Raw genomic sequence first — 18750 nt, 5'->3', positions numbered from 1 at the left:
GTGCGAACGGCTAGGCTCCCGCCCGTACCAGACGAGCCGTAACCGGGAGACCCCACGATGGCCAAGAAGCGACCCCAGACGAAGGCCAAGCGCCCGCAGCAGGCAAACGGGGACATCCCGGTGGTCGGCGCCCGCGAGCCCTGCCCCTGCGGCAGCGGCCGGCGCTACAAGGCGTGTCACGGCCGGGCCGCCGCACACGCCGTGACCGAGCTGGTGCGCCGTCCGTTCGAGGGGCTGCCGGGCGAGTGCGACTGGGTGGCGCTGCGCGAACTGGTGCCGGCCGCCACCGTCGAACTGACCCTCGCCGGCGGCCTGCCCGAGGGGGTCCCCTCGGTCACGCTGGCCACGGTGCTGCCGATGGCCTGGCCGGCGCTGCGCCGCGACGACGGCTCGGTCCTGCTCGGCCTGCAGAACGACACGCCCTCCGGTGACATCAGCCGCGACCTCGCCGACACCCTCCGGCGCGCGCTCGAGGCGGCGCCGGGTTCGCCGGTGGAGGGCCGCCGCGCGCCCGCCGACGGCCCCAGGCTGCAGGAGCTGCTCGACCGGGAGGGCCCGTTCGAGCCGGCCGTGCACAGCGGCTTCGAGTTCTGGGTGCCGGACGCGGAGAACGCCACGCCGGAGGTGGCCGCCTCCCTGGAGCGGGCGAACGCCGCCGCCATCCCGACCGTGAAGCTGTCCGGCGTGGACGCCGCCTACTGGTGCGAGACCCCGGAGAAGAACCACCTGCGCTGGGTCATGCCGCATCCGGAGGAGCAGCTTCTGGACGCTCTCGCCCGGCTGCACGCGGCGGGCCGGTCCAGCCTCGGCGAGGGCACCCGGCTGGTGGGCTCCTTCCGTGCTCACGGGCTCACGGTGCCGGTCTGGGACCTGCCGAGCGGGGTCACGGCCGAGGACGTGGAGAAGCCGGCCGCCGAGTTCGCCGAGCGGCTCGCCGCCGCCCTCGCGTCCGGGGAGCCGCTCACCCCCGAGGAGCGCCGGGCCCGCGGCGGACTGACCAACCGGCAGGTCACGCTCAGCTGACGTGCCGCGGCGCCCGTCTCACGGCTGACCGACCGGTCAGCCGTGACGGCGGAACCGGCATCAGGTGACTCCTGTCACAACTGCCCGGCGCGACTGTGGATTCGGTGTCCGAATAGCCGAGATCGAATTTGCGAACAGCCGATCTCTTGTTACCGTTCCAGTAGCCCGGTTGCTGGTGCATCCCCCGTCGCCAGCAACCGGGCCTTTCCATGTCCGCATTCGGCGGACAGACCGCCGCGATGCGTCAACTGCCTTGTGTCAGTTCGGAGTTGCTGCCCGAGCGCAGCAGCAGCGGCTCGTCGGAGCCACGCACGGCGAACTCGGTGACGGCCGTGTAGCCGTCCAGTGCGCCGCGGGTGTGCTCACGGGGCGTCTCGCAGGTGGCGGGCTCGTCGTCGGAGCCGGTGGCGCAGTGGATCTGCACGGTCCGGCCGCCGGGTCCCATCATGCTCAGCACGGGTTCCATGGCCTCGCCGGTGGCGTTGCGGTAATAGGTGCGCGCCCAGGTGTCCTCGCCCTGGGTCAGCACACAGGTCTGCGCCTCGACGCCCTCCGCGGAGGAGAGTTCCGGCCCGCAGCGGGTCGCGGTGGCCAGCCCCAGGCCGAGCAGCCGGGGCGAGCGCGAGGGTGCGGCGGAGGGCACCTTCGCGTCGCCGCCGGCGCCGTCCCGGCCACCCGCCCGCCGGGGCGCCGCGGCGTCGCCCACCTGTCCCGTGGACGCCACGGCCAGCGGCAGTGCGATCACGGCCACCACGATGCCCGCCAGGGCGAGCAGACGAAGCCTTCGGGAGTCGGGCCCGCCGCGGTGCGGCGACCGTGTGCGGCCGCCCCCAGAAATGCGCAGCATGTAGCGGAAGATAACGATCGCGGGCGGGCGGAAGCCGTGTCCGCGCCGGACACTCCTACAACTCGGGTGCGCTCACACCCGTACGAGTGAGGGCGTCGACCACGGCGTCCACCACCGCCTCCACGTCGGGCACCCAGGGCGAGGCCGAGCCGGGCAGCGGGGCACGCTCCCAGCGGACGGCGCCCTGACCGGTCTCGGACGGCGGCAGGGCGATGTAGCCGCCCTCCCCGTGGAAACGCAGGGAACCGGGCACGAAGTCCTTGGCGTAGAGCAGTTCGCCGAGCTGCTCCATGGAGTACGGCTTGACGAGCACCGCCCAGCGGGTGGGCGAGGCGACCACCGGGCCGAGGCGCATGCCCCGCCGGTCGAGGAGGTCGAGGGCGCGGGCCGCCGCGGGCGCCGGCAGGCTGACCGCGCAGGGCGCCGTACCGCCGGTGGCGAGGACGATCGGCGCGGCCGGCCGGTTGGCCCACCACCAGCGCACCATGCGCGCGTCGGTGGTGGCCGCGAGCAGACCGGGGTCGAAGGGGTGGGCGCCGGGCACCGTGCACTCCGGGTCCGGGCAGGCGCAGCGCGCCCGGCCCTGCGGGTCCGGAGCCACACCCGGGAGTACCGGCCACTGCCATTCCGTCGCGAAGGTCAGGGCCGCGCTGATCGGCTCAGGCCTCCCGTCGTTCCGCCTGGACAGGAGCCTGCGTCGCCTTCCGAGGATCTCGCGCATGAGCGCTCGTTCCTTTCCGTTGCACCGCTGGCAACACCGTGGACCACATCACACCATGTGTCGATCACTGCACTGTGCGTACCTGTTGGCGCATCACACCCCCGCGCACGGCAGGGGGACCCCAGGGGTCGATCGTCGGCCGCGTCCTCAGTGCGTCCATCGGAGCACGGGTGCGGCGCGGGGGTGGCGAAGTATGGCGTTTTGCCGTCGCGCGTGTTTCTCTCCGCCTCCGCCACGGGAGGATGGGGCTCGGCCGTCGATGGTTATGACGTCCGGGTCCGGCGCCAGGTTCCGGGTGGCCCCCAACCACCCCTGGCCTTCATCGAGTACGTACCCATCACGACCGTTGTGACGCTCCGTGGAACGACGCCAGTCGACCGCAAAGAGCCGTTACCCGAGGCAGTTTTAGGCCAACTTGGTAGTAAGGCAAGGGTTTCGAGAGAAAGCCACTTCAAACCCATGGACACCAGGAATCCCCGCAGGACAATGCTGGACATCCCCTCACGAGTGCGTGTACATGTGGAGACACTGCTAGCGGCGCAGAATGACATGGGGGTTTGCGATGCTTCTGAGCAATACGCACCGGTCTGAAGGCCGGACGCCATGAGCGCCCCCCATCCGCCGAAAGTGGCCGGAATCGATCCAACGGTTCCCACGCCCGCACACACTGTCGCGCCCGCACTCCCCGCCCCGGACGCCGCCCACGCCCCGGACGCCGCGCCTCCGGTCAGGAGCACCCCCGCTCCCACCGGCCCCGCCCCCGGGACGCTGCTCCAGGACCGGCTGGCCGGCTGGGTCTCGGACCTCACGACCCTCCACGAACTGACCGAACGCCTGTCCGCGACGAACGCGCTCGAGCCCGCCCTCCAGGAGCTGCTGCGCGCCGGTTCCGCCCTCGTCGGCGCCCGCCGCGGCCTGGTCGCCCTGGAGCCCGCCGACGGGCTCGGTCCCCGCACCACCGCAGGCCTCGGTCTCGGCCGCGCCGATCTCGGCCACCTGGAGACCGTGCCGCGTGACGCCCTGCCCCACGGCACCCTCCTCGACGCCGGCCGGGGCACCGGCGCGCACGACGGGATCGCCCACCCCGACCTCTTCGCCGAGGACGGTCTGGACCCCCGCCACCGCGAGGTGGCCGCGCGCCTCGGCTACGCCGCCAGCTACGCCCTGCCCCTGTCCACCGGGCCGGCCGGTCACCTCGGTGCCGCCGTCTGGCTCTACGACGAGCCCGCCGAGCCGGACGAGCGCCGCCGCCACCTGGCCGGCCTCTACGTCCGGCACGCCTCGGAGCACCTGGCCCGGCTGTTGGAAGTCGAGCGCACGCGCGCGTGCATGGCCACCATCACCGAGGAACTGCTCCCGTCCCGGCTGCCCCGGGTGGCCGGCGTCCAGCTCGCCGCCCGGCACCGCACCTCCCCGCGCGGCGGCGGCGACTGGTACGACGCGCTGCCGCTGCCCGACGCGGCCCTCGGCCTCTCCGTCGGCTCGGTCACCGGATCCGGGCCCAGCGCCGTGGCCGCCATGGGCCGGCTGCGCGCCTCCCTGAGGGCCTACGCCGTGATGGAGGGCGAGGATCCGGTCGCCGTGCTGTCCGACCTGGAGCTGCTGCTGCGGCTGACCGAGCCCGCGCGTTCGGCCACCGCGCTGTTCGCATACTGCGAACCGGCGCTGCGCCGGGTCACCCTGGCCGGTGCCGGGCACAGCCCGCCGCTGCTGATCGGCGAACGGCGCACCGAGTTCGCCGAGACCTCCGTCTCCGCGCCGCTCGGCATGCTCGCCTGCTGGGAGGCGCCCAGCGTGGAGGTCCAGGCCGAGGCGGGAGACACCGTCCTGCTCTACACCGACGGGCTGCTGCACCGTACCGGCGACCCATTGGACCGAGCCTTCGCCCGGCTGCACGCGGCGGCCGCGAGCATCCCGCGCGCGCTGCGCCACGACCCCGAGGCGGTCACCGACCACGTGCTGCGGACCGTGCTGCCGGACGGCCGGGACACGGCGGACAGCCCGGAGGACGTGGTCCTGCTCGCCGCCCGCTTCGACTGAGCACAGCCGTCACCCGGCGTGGCCGGGCCCCGACCGGTCGGCATGACCGGCCATAACAGCCGTTCCGGCCCCGGGCCCCTTCCGGTGCGACCGTACGATGATGGAGGTCCCCGCTCGGCCACAAGCAGGAGCGTCGCGGGCCCCGGGGGAGATCACATGGCGTATCGAGGAGGATCACGTGGCCGACGAGCTCAACCCGGCTGTCACCGACGAGGCTGCTACCGCAGCGGGTCCGGAAGCCGAGGCCGAGGAGCCCATCAAGCAGCGGAAGAACGGCCTGTACCCGGGCGTCTCCGACGAGCTGGCCGAGAACATGCAGTCCGGGTGGGCCGACACGGAGATGCGTGATCTGCGGCCCGTCCCGCAGGCCGCCGAGACCGCGCGCCGCCGCGCCGCGCTCTCCGCGCGCTTCCCCGGCGAGCGTCTGGTCGTCCCCGCGGGCAACCTGAAGACCCGCTCGAACGACACGGAGTACGCCTTCCGCGCCTCCGTCGAGTACGCCTACCTCACCGGCAACCAGACCGAGGACGGCGTCCTCGTCCTGGAGCCCACCGCCGGCGGGCACAAGGAGACGATCTACCTCCTGCCTCGCTCCGACCGCGAGAACGGCGAGTTCTGGCTGTCCGGCCAGGGCGAGCTGTGGGTGGGCCGCCGCCACTCGCTCACCGAGTCCGAGGCGCTCTACGGCATCCCGGCCGCCGACGTGCGCGAGCTGGCCGACCGGCTGCGCGAGGCCACCGGCCCGGTGCGGGTCGTGCGCGGCCACGACGCCGGCGTCGAGGCCGCCCTGACCGACAAGGTCACCGCCGAGCGCGACGAGGAGCTGCGCGTCTTCCTCTCCGAGGCCCGGCTGGTCAAGGACGAGTTCGAGGTCGGCGAGCTGCAGAAGGCCGTCGACTCCACGGTCCGCGGCTTCGAGGACGTGGTGAAGGTCCTCGACAAGGCCGAGGCGACGAGCGAGCGCTACATCGAGGGCACGTTCTTCCTCCGCGCGCGCGTGGAGGGCAACGACATCGGCTACGGCTCCATCTGCGCGGCCGGCCCGCACGCCTGCACGCTGCACTGGGTGCGCAACGACGGCCCGGTGCGCTCCGGCGACCTGCTCCTGCTGGACGCCGGTGTGGAGACGCACACGCTGTACACCGCCGACGTCACGCGCACGCTGCCCGTCAACGGCACCTACAGCGAGATCCAGAAGAAGATCTACGACGCCGTGTACGAGGCCCAGGAGGCCGGCATCGCGGCGGTGAAGCCGGGCGCCAAGTTCCGTGACTTCCACGACGCCGCCCAGCGCGTGCTCACCGAGCGGCTCGTCGAGTGGGGCCTGGTCGAGGGCCCGGTCGAGCGCGTCCTCGAGCTGGGCCTGCAGCGCCGCTGGACGCTGCACGGCACGGGTCACATGCTCGGCATGGACGTCCACGACTGCGCGGCCGCCCGTACCGAGACCTACGTGGACGGCACGCTGGAGCCGGGCATGGTCCTCACCGTCGAGCCGGGCCTGTACTTCCAGGCCGACGACCTGACGGTCCCGGAGGAGTACCGGGGCATCGGTGTCCGCATCGAGGACGACATCCTCGTCACCGAGGACGGCAACCGGAACCTCTCGGCGGGCCTGCCGCGCCGCTCCGACGAGGTCGAGGCGTGGATGGCGGCCCTGAAGGGCTGACCCCACCCGCAAGCCGCCGATGGCCGGGCACCCCTGCGGGTGCCCGGCCATCGGCGGTGCAGAGGGCCTACGGCCGGAAACCGGCTCCCAGGGCTCCGGGTGCGCACGGTTTCACGCAGGGGCGGCACCCCTGGCCGCGCGGACCGGATCGGCTCCCGTCATGCCGTGAGCAGGGAAGGGTCCCGCTTCCACTTGAGGATCTTGTCGAAGCTGACCACGGTCCCGCCCCGCCCCGGCTTGCCGCCGATGTGCACGTGATCGGCGAGTTCCCTGATCAGACAGAGCCCGCGGCCGTGCTCCGCGTCCGAGTGCGCGGGCCGGAGATCCTGGGCGACGGGGAAACCGGGCCCCGAATCGGCCACCTCGATCCGGCACTTCTCACCGTCGAGGTAGGCGGTCACCCGGTACGCCTCCGAGCAGCCCGCGGGCGCGCCGTCCCCACCGTGCTCGACGGCGTTGGCGCAGGCCTCGCTGAGGGCGACGGACAGGTCGTAGGAGACGTCCGGGTCGACGCCCGCGGTCTCCATCGTGCCGATGAGCAGCCGGCGCGCGAGCGGAACGCTGGCGGCCTCGCGACGCAGATGGAGTGACCACCAGATGCTCATGCTCCAGCCTCCTGGCCGCGGCTCGACATACCGTTACCTATTGCCGCGCGTGCCCGGCCGTAAGCACACCGTTCACGTGACGCCGCCCATAGGACGATGCGTTCTGGACGGAAACGATGTATGGAAGATCCGATTCCGGCGGAACGGGATCTTCCGGTCACGTCGGAGGCGTACCCACGGTGACCGAATTCGGCGACCTGCCGCGTGGCGCGAGCGGGTCCAGTGCGATGATGACCCCGCCATGACTGCCCCCCACCCCCGCACGGCACCCCCCGGAGCCGGGCTCCGGATGCTACGGGCCGCGGTGTTCGCCGCGGTCTGTGTCGTGCTGGCCGCGGCCGGGCACACACTGGCCTCCTGCGCGCGCCTGCCCCTGTGGACGCTCGGCGCGGGATTCCTGGGCTCCTTGCTGCTCGTGGCACCGCTCGCCGGGCGCGCGCGCTCGCTGCCCGGGATCGTCGCGCTCCTCGCGCTCGGCCAGACCGTGCTGCACACGCTGTTCGGACTGGGCCAGCACGGGACCGCGGCCGCGATGTCCATGGGCCCGATGAACACGCCGGCGAGCGACGGCGCGCTCGTCGAGCAGGCCGCCCGGCTGCTGTGCGGGTCCAGCGCCTCGGCGCTCACCCCCGGGCACGCCTACCGGCTCCTGCTCGACGCGCACCTCATCGACTCCTCGGGCAATCCGGCGGGCGCCATGCCGGCCATGCACCACATGACCGCCGGCTCCGGCGGCACGTCGGCGGCACTGCTGCCCTCCGTGCCGATGGTCCTCGGTCACGTCCTCGCGGCCGTCGTGACCGGCTGGCTGCTGCGCCGGGGCGATCTGGCCGTGCTGCGGCTGATCGAGCTGTCGGCGCACGGAGTCACGGAGGGGGCGCTCGTGCGCTCCCTGCGCGCCGCGCTCGCGCTGACCCGCGCACTGTGCGCCGGGCTGCCGCCGGCGGCCGGACCGCGCCCGCGCGCCCGCCGCGCCGCCCGCGACGAACCGCCCGCCCCGCACACCACCGCACTCCAGCACACGGTGATCCGGCGCGGCCCGCCCGCCGCCGCGTTCCTCCTCGCCGCCTGACACGACGCGAGCACCACCGCACCGGGGCCGGAAACGGACGAGCCGGACGGGAGGGGCCGCCGTCGTGCGGCACGCGCGCGTGCGCACATCACCTCAGTGGCACAGCGAACGGCACCGCCACGCGCACGCGTACTCCCGATCACCACCGGAACCCACCCGAAGTGGAGTGCTCCCTGCCATGAAGGCTTCTCGTATCGCCGCCGCCACCGCCGTCGCGGGCTCGGCCGTCCTCGCCCTGTCCGGCACCGCCTTCGCGCACGTCAGCGTGCAGCCCGAAGGACCCGCGGCCAAGGGCGGCTACGCGGTCGTCGACTTCAAGGTCCCCAACGAGCGTGACGACGCCTCGACCGTCAAGCTCGAGGTGAACTTCCCCGCCGACCACCCGCTGGCCTCGGTCATGCCCCAGCCGCTGCCCGGCTGGAGCGTGAAGGTCACCAAGTCCAAGCTGGACAAGCCGCTGACCATGCACGGGGAGAAGATCGACGAGGCCGTCACCAAGGTCACCTGGACCGCCGACGGCAAGGGCGTCGAGCCCGGCTACTTCCAGAAGTTCCCGCTCTCCATCGGCGCCCTGCCCGAGGACACCGACCAGCTCGTGTTCAAGGCGGTCCAGACGTACTCCGACAAGGAGGTCGTGCGCTGGATCGAGGTGCCGCAGGAGGGCCAGGACGAGCCCGACAACCCGGCCCCGGTGCTGGAGCTGTCCGCCGCCGCCGACGACCACCACGGCACCTCGGCCGCCGCCGCCGACGACGCCGACAAGACCGACAGCAAGAGCGGGCAGACCGCGGCCGCCGACGAGGACGCGAAGAGCGGCAGCGACACCACCGCGCGCGTGCTCGGCGTGGTCGGCATCGTCATCGGTGCCGCGGGCGTGGCCTACGGCGTCCTCGCGGGCCGCCGCCGGACCGCCTGATCACCGTTCCGCACGCGCACCGGGGGTCGTGCGACCCTTTCGTACGACCCCCGGTGCGCGCCGGAGTTCTCACATCTGGGACATTTTTCCATGCGCAAGAAGACGTTCGCCGCGGCCGCGCTGCTCGCCGCCGCCTCCCTGACCCTCTCCGCCTGCGGCAGCGGTGACGACACCACATCACCGGTCTCCGTGGTCTCCGAGGAGTCCGACTCGGGCAAGGCCGCGACCATCCTCGACCAGCCGTTCGTGAAGCCGGACCTGGTCCTGACCGACACGCACGGCAAGAAGTACGACCTGCGCGCCGAGACCAAGGGCCACCCCACCCTGGTCTACTTCGGCTACACGCACTGCCCCGACATCTGCCCGACGACGATGAGCAACATCGCCGTCGCCAAGAAGGCGCTGCCCAAGGCCGAGCAGGACGATCTCAGGGTCGTCTTCGTCACCACCGACCCCGACCGCGACACCCCCGCCGAGCTGGGCAAGTGGCTCAAGGGCATCGACCCCCAGTTCACCGGCCTGACCGGCGACTTCGCCACCATCCAGGCCGGCGCCCGCTCGCTGGGCATCTCCATCGAGCCGACGACGAAGGACAAGAACGGCAAGGCCGTCTCGGTGCACGGCACCCAGGTCATCGCCTTCTCACCGAAGACCGACGGCGGCTACGTCCTCTACGGCGAGGACACCACCGTCGACGACTACACCAAGGACCTGCCCAAGCTCGTCGAGGGAGCCAAGCCGTGAGGCGTGCCGTCCTGCCGGCGGCCGCCCTCGCCGGCGCCCTGGCCCTCACGGGCTGCGGCTCCGGTCCGGAACCGGACTCCGGCTCGGGCACCTCGAAGGCCGAACTGTCCGTGAGTGCGGTGTACATGCCCCAGCCGGTCTCCGCCGACATGGCCGCCGGGTTTATGACGATCACCAACCAGGGCGGCGCGAAGGACGCGCTGACCTCGGTCAGCAGCGACGTCGCCGGCCGGGTCACCATGCACAGCACCGTCGGCGGAGCCATGCGGGAGAAGACCTCCTTCTCGATACCCGCCCACGGCCGGCTGGTCTTCCGAAGCGGCGCCAACCACCTGATGTTCGAGGAGCTGAAGCGCACGCCGAAGCAGGGCCAGCACCTGACCCTGAAGCTCACGTTCGCCGAGTCCGGGCCCCTCACCGTCGAGATGCCGGTGAAGTCCGCCACGTACAACCCGTCGACCGGACACTGAGGGAGGGACCACCTTGACGCGGACCATCACCCCCCGCCTGCGCACCCTGGTGCTGCTGCTCATCGCCGTCACCGGCGCGCTGCTCGCGGGCGCCGGTCCGGCCGCCGCGCACGCCGCGCTGACCGGCAGCGACCCCGCGCAGGGGGTGGTGGTCGACAAGGCACCCACCCAGGTGTCGCTCACCTTCTCCGAGAAGGTGGCCATGAACGACGACTCGCTGCAGGTCCTCGACCCCAAGGGCGCGAAGGTCCAGGTCGGCTCGCCGGTCAACGTGAGCGGGACCACGTACGCCGTGAAACTCAAGAGCGGCCTGGCCAAGGGCACCTACACGGTCGGCTACCAGGTCGTCTCGGCGGACAGCCACCCGGTCGCCGGTGCCTACACCTTCTCCATCGGGGCGCCCTCGCAGACCGTCGTCTCCGGCGTCGGCACGACAGCGGGCGACACGGCCGTCGGCCGGCTCTACTCCCTGGGGCGGTACGTCTCCTACGCCGGCTTCATCGTGCTGGCGGGCGGCGCCGCCTTCGTGCTGGCCTGCTGGCAGCGCGGCTCGGGCGTACGGGCCCTGCAGCGGCTGGTGGTCGGCGGCTGGCTGACGCTCACCGCGTCCACGCTCTGGCTGCTGCTCCTGCGCGGCTCCTACACCTCCTCCGGGAAGTTCGGCGACGTCTTCGACCTGAACCTGCTCGGCCAGGTGCTGCAGACCAAGACCGGCGCCGCGCTGGTCTCACGGCTGCTGCTGCTCGCCGCCGCCGCGCTGTTCATCGCCGTCCTCTTCGGCGCCTACGACCGGCGGGAGGAGGCCGAGGAGAAGCGTGACCTGACCTTCGGGCTGACCGTCGGCGGAGTGGTCGTCGCCGCCGGACTCGCGGCGAGCTGGGCCATGGCCGAGCACGCCTCCACCGGGCTCCAGCCCGGCATCGCCATGCCCGTCGACGTGCTGCACCTACTGGCCGTCGCCGCCTGGCTGGGCGGCCTCACCGCCCTGCTCGTCGCCCTGTACCGGGCGCCCGCGGACACTCCGGTCGAGGCCGCCGCCGTCCACCGCTTCTCCCGCCTCGCCTTCGCCTCCGTCCTCACCCTGGTCGCCACCGGCACCTACCAGTCCTGGCGGCAGCTCGGCTCCTGGCCGGCGTTCACCGAGACCCGGTACGGGCAGCTGCTGCTGGTCAAGATCGCACTGGTGGCCCTGCTGGTCGGCATCGCCTGGATCTCCCGGCGATGGACGGGGCGGCTCACGGACCCGGTCACCGAAGCCGGACACACCGAGCAGCCCGTGAAGGAACCCGTCCCCGCACCGGAGTCCGCCGGCCAGGACGCCGCCCTGGGCGACGGCGAGCGCGCCGCCCAGCTCGCCCGGCAGCGGGCCGCGGTGGACACCGCCCGGCAGAAGCGGCAGCGGGACGCCGACCCCAACCGCTTCGGACTGCGCCGCTCGGTGCTCACCGAGGCCGGCGTCGCGCTCGTGCTGCTCGCCGTCACCACCTGGCTGACCCAGACCGAGCCCGGCCGCACCGAGCTGGACGCCAGGGCGGCCTCCTCGTCCTCCTCCAGTTCCTCGTCGTCCTCGTCCGGCGCACTGACCCTGGACATGCCCTTCGACACCGGCGGCACCGACGGCAAGGGCCTGGTCCGGATCGACTTCGACCCCGCGCGCGTGGGCGGCAACGAGATGCACGTCTACGTCCAGCGGCCCAACGGACGCGCCTTCGACGTCCCCGAGGTGAAGGTCGCCCTCACCCTCACGGCGAGGAAGATCGGACCGCTCCCCGTGACCCCGGACCACATCACCACCGGCCACTGGGCCGCGAGCGGGGTGCAGATCCCCATGGCGGGCGACTGGAAGGTCGCCGTGACCGTGCGGACCTCCGACATCGACCAGGTGACCGTCTCCAAGAACGCGCAGATCGGCTGAACCACACCATGCCCGACCAGTCCCTTCCCGAGACCCGCACGCCCGGCTCCCCGGCGCGCGAGCCGCACGCCCACGAGGGCACCGCCGACGGTCACCGTGGTGTCTCCCGGCGCGCACTGCTCGGCACCGCCGGTGCCACCGGGCTGGTGCTCGGCGCGGCAGGCGGTGCCGTGGGATACGCCTCCGCGCCCGCCCAGGCCACTGCGCTGACCTCGGTGGGCACCGGCCGGGCGATGTTTCACGGGAAACATCAGTCCGGCATCACCGAGGGTCTCCAGGCCCGCGGCCACCTCGTCGCCTTCGATCTCGCGGCGGGCGCGGGCCGCAAGGAAGCGGCGGCCCTGCTCCGCCGCTGGTCGGCGACGGCCGAGCGGCTGATGTCGGGTGAGGCCGCCCCCCACGGCGACACCGGCGTGGCCCAGGACGCGGGACCGTCCTCGCTGACGATCACCTTCGGCTTCGGCCACGGCTTCTTCGGGCGGACCGGCCTGGAGAAGCAGCGGCCGACGGCCCTGGACCCGCTGCCGGACTTCTCCTCCGACCACCTCGACAAGGCGCGCAGCGACGGCGACCTGTGGGTGCAGATCGGCGCCGACGACGCCCTCGTCGCCTTCCACGCCCTGCGCGCCATCCAGAAGGACGCCGGTCACGCAGCCCGTGTCCGCTGGCAGATGAACGGCTTCAACCGCACCCCTGGCGCCACCGCGCACCCCATGACGGCCCGCAACCTCATGGGCCAGATCGACGGCACCCGGAATCCCAAGCCCGCCGACGCCGACTTCGACCGGCGGATCTTCGTGCCCGCCTCGGCGGAGCCCGCGTGGATGGCGAACGGCTCCTACGCGGTCGTCCGCCGCATCCGCATGCTGCTCGACGACTGGGAGACGCTGTCGCTCGCCGCCCAGGAAGCGGTCATCGGGCGCCGCAAGGACACCGGGGCCCCGCTGTCCGGGGGCGACGAGACGACGCCGATGGACCTGGACAAGACCGACGCCAAGGGCGAGTTGGCCGTTCCCATCAACGCCCACGCCCGGATCACCCGGCCCGACCGCAATGGCGGCGCGGCCATGCTGCGGCGCCCGTTCTCCTACCACGACGGCATCGACCAGGACGGCACGCCGGACGCCGGGCTGCTCTTCGTCTGCTGGCAGGCGGACCCGCTGCGCGGCTTCGTACCGGTGCAGCGCAAGCTCGACCGGGGTGACGCCCTGTCGAGGTTCATCCGGCACGAGGCCAGCGGCCTGTTCGCGGTGCCCGGCGGCGCGGCCGAGGGAGAGTACGTGGGACAGCGGCTCCTGGAGGGCTGATTGCGGCCGGAGGACCACCCTTCCGAGGTTTCAAACCACCCGGTCGAGTGGCGTCGATGAGACACGGAAGCCCCTCGCCCCGGCGCCCATTAGGGTGAGGACATGCCAGCGAGCTATGCGTATCTCGGTCCCGAAGGCACCTTCACCGAAGTCGCCCTGCGCACGCTTCCGGAGGCCGCCACCCGGGAGCTCATGCCGTACGTGTCGGTGCAGTCCGCGCTGGACGCGGTGCGGGCCGGCGAGGCCGAGGCCGCGTTCGTGCCGATCGAGAACTCCGTCGAGGGCGGCATCACCACCACCCTGGACGAGCTGGTCGCGGGTGAGCCGCTGACGATCTACCGCGAGGTGCTGCTGTCGATCACCTTCGCGCTGCTGGTCCGGCCGGGCACCCGGCTGGCGGACATCAAGACGGTCTCCGCGCATCCGGCGGCCCAGCCCCAGGTGCGCAACTGGCTCAAGGCGAACCTCCCGGACGTCCACTGGGAGTCGGCCGCCTCGAACGCGGACGCCGCGCGCCTGGTCCAGGAGGGCCAGTACGACGCCGCCTTCGCGGGCGAGTTCGCCGCCGCCCGGTACGGCCTGGAGGCCCTGGAGACCGGGATCCACGACGCGGAGAACGCGCAGACCCGCTTCGTTCTCGTCGGCCGTCCGGCCCGGCCCGCGGCACCGACCGGCGCCGACAAGACCTCGGTGGTGCTGTGGCAGCGGGACGACCACCCCGGCGCCCTGCGCGACCTGCTGGGCGAGTTCGCCACCCGGGGCATCAACCTCATGCTGCTGCAGTCCCGGCCGACCGGCGCCGGCATCGGCAACTACTGCTTCTGCATCGACGCCGAGGGGCACATCTCCGACCGGCGGATGGCCGAGGCGCTGATGGGACTGAAGCGAATCTGCCTCCAGGTGCGGTTCCTCGGCTCCTATCCGCGCGCCGACATCCGCCCCGGCGAGGCCCGGGCCACTTCGCCTGGCACGTCGGACGAGGAGTTCGTGGCGGCCGCGGACTGGGTGGCGCGCTGCCAGGACGGCCGGTTCTGAGGCGGCCGTAGACTGCTTCGGGTCAGTCCTACCTGCATATCTTCGTTATCCACAGAAGTTATCCACAGGCTCGCTTCTCGACCTGGGGACAAGTCGACAAGGGCGGGCGATCCCGTCGACAAATCGCCCTGGAAGTCCCCCTTGCGGCCACTGCCCCGCACGTCACCCTTCGTCCACCCGTTTCCTTTGGTTCATCTTTTGGGGCGACCCCCTTCCACTCGAAAGTAGGCGTCACCCCTGCTCGGGACAAGAATTTCTTCGCCGGGCCGAAACTTCCGGAGTGATCAATTCCGGAATCCACAGACTTTCCGCACAGCCTGTGGATAACTCTCCCAGCGGCCCGGATCGCTGTGGACAACGGTCCCTCCAAGTCCCGCCGTCCACAAGGAAATCCGGTCAACCGGGAATCCGCCGACTGCCTCGTTCCAGGGATTGAGACACCTTTTCTTGACACCCTCCACCACTCCGCGCAATTGCCCTGAAACGGTACGTAAGGGGCGAGTCGCAATAGTGAGTCGTGACCTGCGAGCTCGCACCGGTAGCCTTGCTCGCGTGATTGACCTTCGCCTGCTCCGTGAGGACCCCGACCGTGTGCGCGCGTCCCAGCGCGCCCGTGGAGAGGACGTCGCGCTCGTCGACTCCCTCCTGTCTGCCGACGAACGGCGCAGGTCCTCCGGCGTCCGCTTCGACGAGCTGCGCGCCGAGCAGAAGTCGCTCGGCAAGCTGATCCCCAAGGCCACCCCGGAGGAGAAGGCCGAGCTGCTGGCACGCGCCGAACAGCTCAAGGCCGACGTCAAGGCCGCCGACGCCGAGCGCGACGCGGCCGACACCGAGACCCAGCAGTTGCTCCAGCAGCTCGGCAACCTCGTCCACCCCGACGTGCCCGTCGGCGGCGAGGAGGACTTCGTCACGCTGGAGACGCACGGCACCATCCGCGACTTCGGCGCCGAGGGCTTCGAGCCCAAGGACCACCTGGAGCTCGGTCAGGTGCTCGGCGCGATCGACGTCGAGCGCGGCGCCAAGGTCTCCGGCTCCCGCTTCTACTTCCTCACCGGTGTCGGCGCCATGCTGGAGCTGGCCCTGGTCAACGCGGCCCTCGCCCAGGCCACCGCGGCCGGCTTCACCCCGATGCTGACCCCGGCGCTGGTCCGCCCGCAGTCCATGGCGGGCACCGGCTTCCTCGGCCAGGCGGCCCAGGACGTCTACCACCTCGACAAGGACGACCTGTACCTGGTCGGCACCTCCGAGGTCCCGCTCGCGGCCTACCACATGGACGAGATCATCGACGCCGACAAGCTGCCGCTGCGGTACGCGGGCTTCTCGCCCTGCTTCCGTCGCGAGGCCGGCTCGCACGGCAAGGACACGCGGGGCATCTTCCGCGTGCACCAGTTCGACAAGGTCGAGATGTTCTCCTACGTGACTCCCGAGGACTCCCAGCAGGAGCACAAGCGCCTGCTGGAGTGGGAGAAGCAGTGGCTGACCTCGCTGGAGCTGCCCTTCCGCGTCATCGACGTCGCATCCGCCGACCTCGGCGCCTCGGCCTCCCGTAAGTACGACTGCGAGGCATGGATCCCGACCCAGGGCAAGTACCGCGAGCTGACCTCGACCTCGGACTGCACCGAGTTCCAGTCGCGTCGCCTGTCGATCCGCATGCGCGACGGCAAGCAGGTCCGCCCGCTGGCCACCCTCAACGGCACCCTGTGCGCCGTACCGCGCACGATCGTGGCGATCCTGGAGAACCACCAGCAGGCCGACGGCTCCGTCTGGGTCCCCAAGGTGCTGCGCCCGTACCTGGGCGGCCGGGAGGTCCTGGAGCCGGTCGCCAAGTGAGCGCCGGATTCCCCTTCCGACTGATCGCGACCGACCTCGACGGAACGCTCCTGCGCTCCGACGAGTCGATCTCGCGGCGCACCCGTGACGCGCTCGCCGCGGCCACCGCGGCGGGCGCGGCCCACATCGTCGTCACCGGCCGCGCGGTCCCCTGGACCCGTCACATCCTGGACGACCTCGGCTACGACGGCCTCGCCGTCTGCGGCCAGGGCGCCCAGGTGTACGACGCCGGCGCGCACCGCCTGCTCACCTCGGTCACCCTGGACCGGCAGCTCGCGGGTGTGGCCCTGGCGAAGCTGGAGGCGGAGGTGGGCCCGCTGTACCTGGCGGCGAGCCGGGACGGTCTGGAAGGCGAGGTGCTGGTGGGCCCGGGCTACGCGGTCACGGGCAACCTCCCCGCCACCCCGTTCACGGACGCGGCCGACCTGTGGTCCGCCCCGCTGAACAAGGTCTACATACAGCATCCGACGCTCGGCGACGACGAGCTGGCGGACGTGGCCCGGCGCGTGGCCGGCGGTTTCGTCACGGTGGCCATGGCGGGCGCGGGCATCGTGGAGCTGCTGCCGCTCGGCCTGTCCAAGGCCACGGGCCTCTCCCTGGCCGCCCGCCGCCTGGGCCTGAAGGCCGCCGACACGATCGCCTTCGGCGACATGCCCAACGACATCCCGATGTTCGCCTGGGCCGCCCACGGCGTGGCCATGGCCAACGCCCACGAGGAACTCAGGGCAGTGGCGGACGAGGTCACCACCTCCAACGAGGAGGACGGCATCGCGGCGGTCCTGGAACGCCTGCTCCCCTAGCCCACCGCTCCCCGCGCCCCCGTCAGGGGCGCGGGGAGCCGCCCTCCAAACCCCGCCGACGTTCCAGGGGCGCGGGGAACTGCGCGACAAACCACAACGACGCCGCAACCCAACCACGGCCCCCGGGCCTTACGGCGCAGCCCTCAGGAAAACCCCGGGCCGCCCTCCAAACCCCGCCAACATTCCAGGGGCGCGGGGAACTGCGCGACAAACCACAACGACACCGCAACCCGCCCACAGCCCCAAGCCCCACGGCGCAGCCCACGGGAAACCCCGCCGAACCACTCCAGATACCGCAAACCGAGAATCCGCCCGAGTCCCAGTGACAACGTCTCGCGGAGGATGCACGAATCGAACGTGCGCGGGCTTTCACACCCGACCATGACTCGCCTCTGATCGAACGCAGCGCAAGCCAGTGCCTTACCGCTCGGCCAATCCTCCGGGTGGGCGGCCCACGCGAGAGCGACATCGCGTGCTCGAAGCGGCCGCCCCGGACAGCTCCCATGAGCTCTACGGAGATGTGGCGATCACTCCGGAGCCCGCCTCGGGCTGCCCTGACGGGAGCTGGGCGTACTGTCGTGCATGGACATCGCCCGGCTCCTCTCCCAGTCCGTGACGCCGGGTCCGTCCCGGCGGGTGGGGCACAACCACTCTGCCCCGCCCGGGATCTGGACGCCACCGAATTAGCCGGAGCCGTGTCCGGCCTACCGGCGCCGCCACTGCGCCGGCGCGCCTTGCTGAAGAACCACCCCGCGGGCGGCTCGTCCGACCGCCAGGGCCGCGGCTCCGGCGACTCGGCGCGCCAGCGGGCGGCGAGCATCCGGGCCCGCGCGGACGGCTCGGAGGTCTCCGCGGCCCGTACGAACGCCTCGTCCAGGACGGTCTCGTCCCAGTCGTCGCCCTCGGCCCGCCCGTCTCCGCCGTGCTCCGGTGTCCGCTCAGCCATCCGCGGCCTCCCAGCCGTACATCCGCTCCGTCCAGTGTGCCCGCGCGGAGGTGAAGGCCCCGTCAAGGACGACCGGGGCCCGCACGGGTCTACTCCTCGCCCGCCAGCTTCAGTGCCCGCAGCTTCTGGCCGGCGTACCAGGTGGCCAGGACCGTGACCACGACGAGCAGCACCGTGGCCGTCGTCAGCCCGACGTCGGAGGTCACCAGGTCACCTCCCGCGAGCTTCTGGGCGACGGCGAGCGACCACTGCTGGACGCTCAGCGTGCGCGCGCCCGGCACCAGGGAGCCGAACAGCGCCTCCCAGACGAGCGCGTAGACGAGCCCGAGGACCACCGCGTGCCGGGACACCGTGCCCAGCAGCAGGAACAGCGCCGAGTAGGCGATGGAGGAGACCAGCGCGGCCACCGTGTAGGCCACGGCGATCTGCTGGCCGTTGCCGTTGAGGATCAGGCCCGCGAGCATGGTCGGCACGGCGGAGAACACCATGGTCACCGCGATGGCGACGATCAGCTTGGTCAGGATGATCGTCGGCCGCTTCAGCGGCTTGGACAGCAGGTACACCACGGAGCCGTCGTCGATCTCCGGGCCGATCGCGCCCGTACCCGCGATGACACCGATGATCGGCACCATGGTGGCGAGCGCGAAGCCGCCCAGGACGTCGGCGGCCGTCTGGTCGTCGGCGCCGGTCAGGGCGCGTACCACCACGGAGATCACGAGGAGCAGCAGCGGCAGCGCGCCGAGAATGAGGGCCCGGCGGCGGCCGAGCAGGGCCCGGTAGGTGAGCCGGGCGACGGTGGGGTCGTACATCAGG

Annotated in this window: 16 protein-coding genes, 1 tRNA gene and 1 pseudogene; 12 read left to right on the top strand and 6 right to left on the bottom strand. The window is 72.0% G+C overall.

The window, feature by feature from the left end; all coding sequences use genetic code 11:
* Positions 1 to 57: 57 nt before the first annotated feature.
* Entirely contained in the window at positions 58 to 1023 is a 966-nt protein-coding gene (locus tag AB0924_RS02345) for a DUF5926 family protein (protein WP_366910459.1), read from the top strand.
* A 244-nt stretch (positions 1024 to 1267) separates the two neighbouring features.
* Here AB0924_RS02345 and AB0924_RS02340 read toward each other — a convergent pair whose 3' ends face one another.
* On the bottom strand, positions 1268 to 1870 hold the full coding sequence (locus AB0924_RS02340; RefSeq protein ID WP_366910458.1) for a hypothetical protein: 603 nt from the start codon (positions 1868 to 1870) through the stop codon (positions 1268 to 1270).
* Positions 1871 to 1925: 55 nt separating this feature from the next.
* Complete coding sequence (locus tag AB0924_RS02335) at positions 1926 to 2591, bottom strand: bifunctional DNA primase/polymerase (protein ID WP_366910457.1); 666 nt, start codon at positions 2589 to 2591, stop codon at positions 1926 to 1928.
* Positions 2592 to 3194: 603 nt separating this feature from the next.
* Here AB0924_RS02335 and AB0924_RS02330 point away from each other — a divergent pair.
* The gene (locus AB0924_RS02330) at positions 3195 to 4631 is read left to right on the top strand and encodes a PP2C family protein-serine/threonine phosphatase (RefSeq protein ID WP_358929790.1); all 1437 of its coding nucleotides are present in this window, start codon (positions 3195 to 3197) and stop codon (positions 4629 to 4631) included.
* 178 nt (positions 4632 to 4809) lie between these two features.
* Complete coding sequence (locus tag AB0924_RS02325) at positions 4810 to 6297, top strand: aminopeptidase P family protein (RefSeq protein WP_366910456.1); 1488 nt, start codon at positions 4810 to 4812, stop codon at positions 6295 to 6297.
* A 158-nt stretch (positions 6298 to 6455) separates the two neighbouring features.
* On the opposite strand, the gene AB0924_RS02320 is transcribed toward AB0924_RS02325, so the two are convergent.
* Positions 6456 to 6902 carry an ATP-binding protein gene (locus tag AB0924_RS02320; RefSeq protein WP_366910455.1) on the bottom strand — a complete coding sequence of 149 codons (447 nt, stop codon included), beginning with the start codon at positions 6900 to 6902 and terminating at the stop codon, positions 6456 to 6458.
* A 241-nt stretch (positions 6903 to 7143) separates the two neighbouring features.
* Here AB0924_RS02320 and AB0924_RS02315 point away from each other — a divergent pair, with 241 nt between their 5' ends.
* The 9 genes from AB0924_RS02315 (at position 7144) to AB0924_RS02275 (ending at position 16991) form a co-directional block, all read left to right on the top strand.
* Positions 7144 to 7974 carry a hypothetical protein gene (locus AB0924_RS02315; protein WP_358929783.1) on the top strand — a complete coding sequence of 277 codons (831 nt, stop codon included), beginning with the start codon at positions 7144 to 7146 and terminating at the stop codon, positions 7972 to 7974.
* A gap of 178 nt (positions 7975 to 8152) precedes the next feature.
* On the top strand, positions 8153 to 8890 hold the full coding sequence (locus AB0924_RS02310) for a YcnI family protein (protein ID WP_358929781.1): 738 nt from the start codon (positions 8153 to 8155) through the stop codon (positions 8888 to 8890).
* Positions 8891 to 8980: 90 nt separating this feature from the next.
* Positions 8981 to 9634, top strand: a complete 654-nt coding sequence (locus tag AB0924_RS02305) for an SCO family protein (RefSeq protein ID WP_358929779.1) — start codon at positions 8981 to 8983, stop codon at positions 9632 to 9634.
* Positions 9631 to 10104 carry a copper chaperone PCu(A)C gene (locus AB0924_RS02300; RefSeq protein ID WP_358929777.1) on the top strand — a complete coding sequence of 158 codons (474 nt, stop codon included), beginning with the start codon at positions 9631 to 9633 and terminating at the stop codon, positions 10102 to 10104. The genes AB0924_RS02305 and AB0924_RS02300 overlap by 4 nt, the downstream gene beginning before the upstream one ends.
* Positions 10105 to 10117: 13 nt before the next feature.
* Positions 10118 to 12019: a copper resistance protein CopC gene (locus AB0924_RS02295; RefSeq protein ID WP_366910454.1), complete on the top strand. Its 1902-nt coding sequence runs from the start codon at positions 10118 to 10120 to the stop codon at positions 12017 to 12019.
* A gap of 8 nt (positions 12020 to 12027) precedes the next feature.
* Positions 12028 to 13326, top strand: a complete 1299-nt coding sequence (gene efeB / locus AB0924_RS02290; protein WP_366910453.1) for an iron uptake transporter deferrochelatase/peroxidase subunit — start codon at positions 12028 to 12030, stop codon at positions 13324 to 13326.
* Between the two features lie 102 nt (positions 13327 to 13428).
* A complete protein-coding gene (gene pheA, locus AB0924_RS02285) occupies positions 13429 to 14361 on the top strand; it encodes a prephenate dehydratase (protein ID WP_366910452.1) in 933 nt (310 codons plus the stop codon).
* 552 nt (positions 14362 to 14913) lie between these two features.
* Positions 14914 to 16191, top strand: coding sequence for a serine--tRNA ligase (gene serS, locus AB0924_RS02280; protein ID WP_358929769.1), 1278 nt, complete (start codon positions 14914 to 14916; stop codon positions 16189 to 16191).
* The gene (locus AB0924_RS02275; RefSeq protein WP_358929767.1) at positions 16188 to 16991 is read left to right on the top strand and encodes an HAD-IIB family hydrolase; all 804 of its coding nucleotides are present in this window, start codon (positions 16188 to 16190) and stop codon (positions 16989 to 16991) included. The genes serS and AB0924_RS02275 overlap by 4 nt, the downstream gene beginning before the upstream one ends.
* Positions 16992 to 17327: 336 nt before the next feature.
* Here AB0924_RS02275 and AB0924_RS02270 read toward each other — a convergent pair.
* The 3 genes and pseudogenes from AB0924_RS02270 to AB0924_RS02260 all read right to left on the bottom strand — a co-directional run bounded on the left by AB0924_RS02270 (position 17328) and on the right by AB0924_RS02260 (position 18746).
* Positions 17328 to 17432: transfer RNA gene (locus tag AB0924_RS02270), tRNA-OTHER, on the bottom strand.
* Positions 17433 to 17695: 263 nt separating this feature from the next.
* Positions 17696 to 17937: pseudogene (locus AB0924_RS02265) on the bottom strand (hypothetical protein).
* Positions 17938 to 18026: 89 nt separating this feature from the next.
* On the bottom strand, positions 18027 to 18746 hold the full coding sequence (locus tag AB0924_RS02260) for an ABC transporter permease (RefSeq protein WP_358929763.1): 720 nt from the start codon (positions 18744 to 18746) through the stop codon (positions 18027 to 18029).
* Between the last annotated feature and the right edge of the window lie 4 nt (positions 18747 to 18750).

The organism is Streptomyces sp. NPDC047869 (assembly GCF_040704065.1).
Taxonomy (GTDB): Bacteria; Actinomycetota; Actinomycetes; order Streptomycetales; family Streptomycetaceae; genus Streptomyces.
The sequence above is the reverse complement of the archived record's forward strand: the minus strand, read 5'-3'. Positions and strand labels throughout refer to the sequence as shown.

Bases quoted from the DNA above. Each gene is read 5' to 3' on its own strand.
- AB0924_RS02345 (WP_366910459.1), top strand. From the start codon at position 58: ATGGCCAAGAAGCGACCCCAGACGAAGGCCAAGCGCCCGCAGCAGGCA.
- AB0924_RS02340 (WP_366910458.1), bottom strand. From the start codon at position 1,870: ATGCTGCGCATTTCTGGGGGCGGCCGCACACGGTCGCCGCACCGCGGC.
- AB0924_RS02335 (WP_366910457.1), bottom strand. From the start codon at position 2,591: ATGCGCGAGATCCTCGGAAGGCGACGCAGGCTCCTGTCCAGGCGGAAC.
- AB0924_RS02330 (WP_358929790.1), top strand. From the start codon at position 3,195: ATGAGCGCCCCCCATCCGCCGAAAGTGGCCGGAATCGATCCAACGGTT.
- AB0924_RS02320 (WP_366910455.1), bottom strand. From the start codon at position 6,902: ATGAGCATCTGGTGGTCACTCCATCTGCGTCGCGAGGCCGCCAGCGTT.
- AB0924_RS02315 (WP_358929783.1), top strand. From the start codon at position 7,144: ATGACTGCCCCCCACCCCCGCACGGCACCCCCCGGAGCCGGGCTCCGG.
- AB0924_RS02310 (WP_358929781.1), top strand. From the start codon at position 8,153: ATGAAGGCTTCTCGTATCGCCGCCGCCACCGCCGTCGCGGGCTCGGCC.
- AB0924_RS02305 (WP_358929779.1), top strand. From the start codon at position 8,981: ATGCGCAAGAAGACGTTCGCCGCGGCCGCGCTGCTCGCCGCCGCCTCC.
- efeB (WP_366910453.1), top strand. From the start codon at position 12,028: ATGCCCGACCAGTCCCTTCCCGAGACCCGCACGCCCGGCTCCCCGGCG.
- pheA (WP_366910452.1), top strand. From the start codon at position 13,429: ATGCCAGCGAGCTATGCGTATCTCGGTCCCGAAGGCACCTTCACCGAA.
- AB0924_RS02260 (WP_358929763.1), bottom strand. From the start codon at position 18,746: ATGTACGACCCCACCGTCGCCCGGCTCACCTACCGGGCCCTGCTCGGC.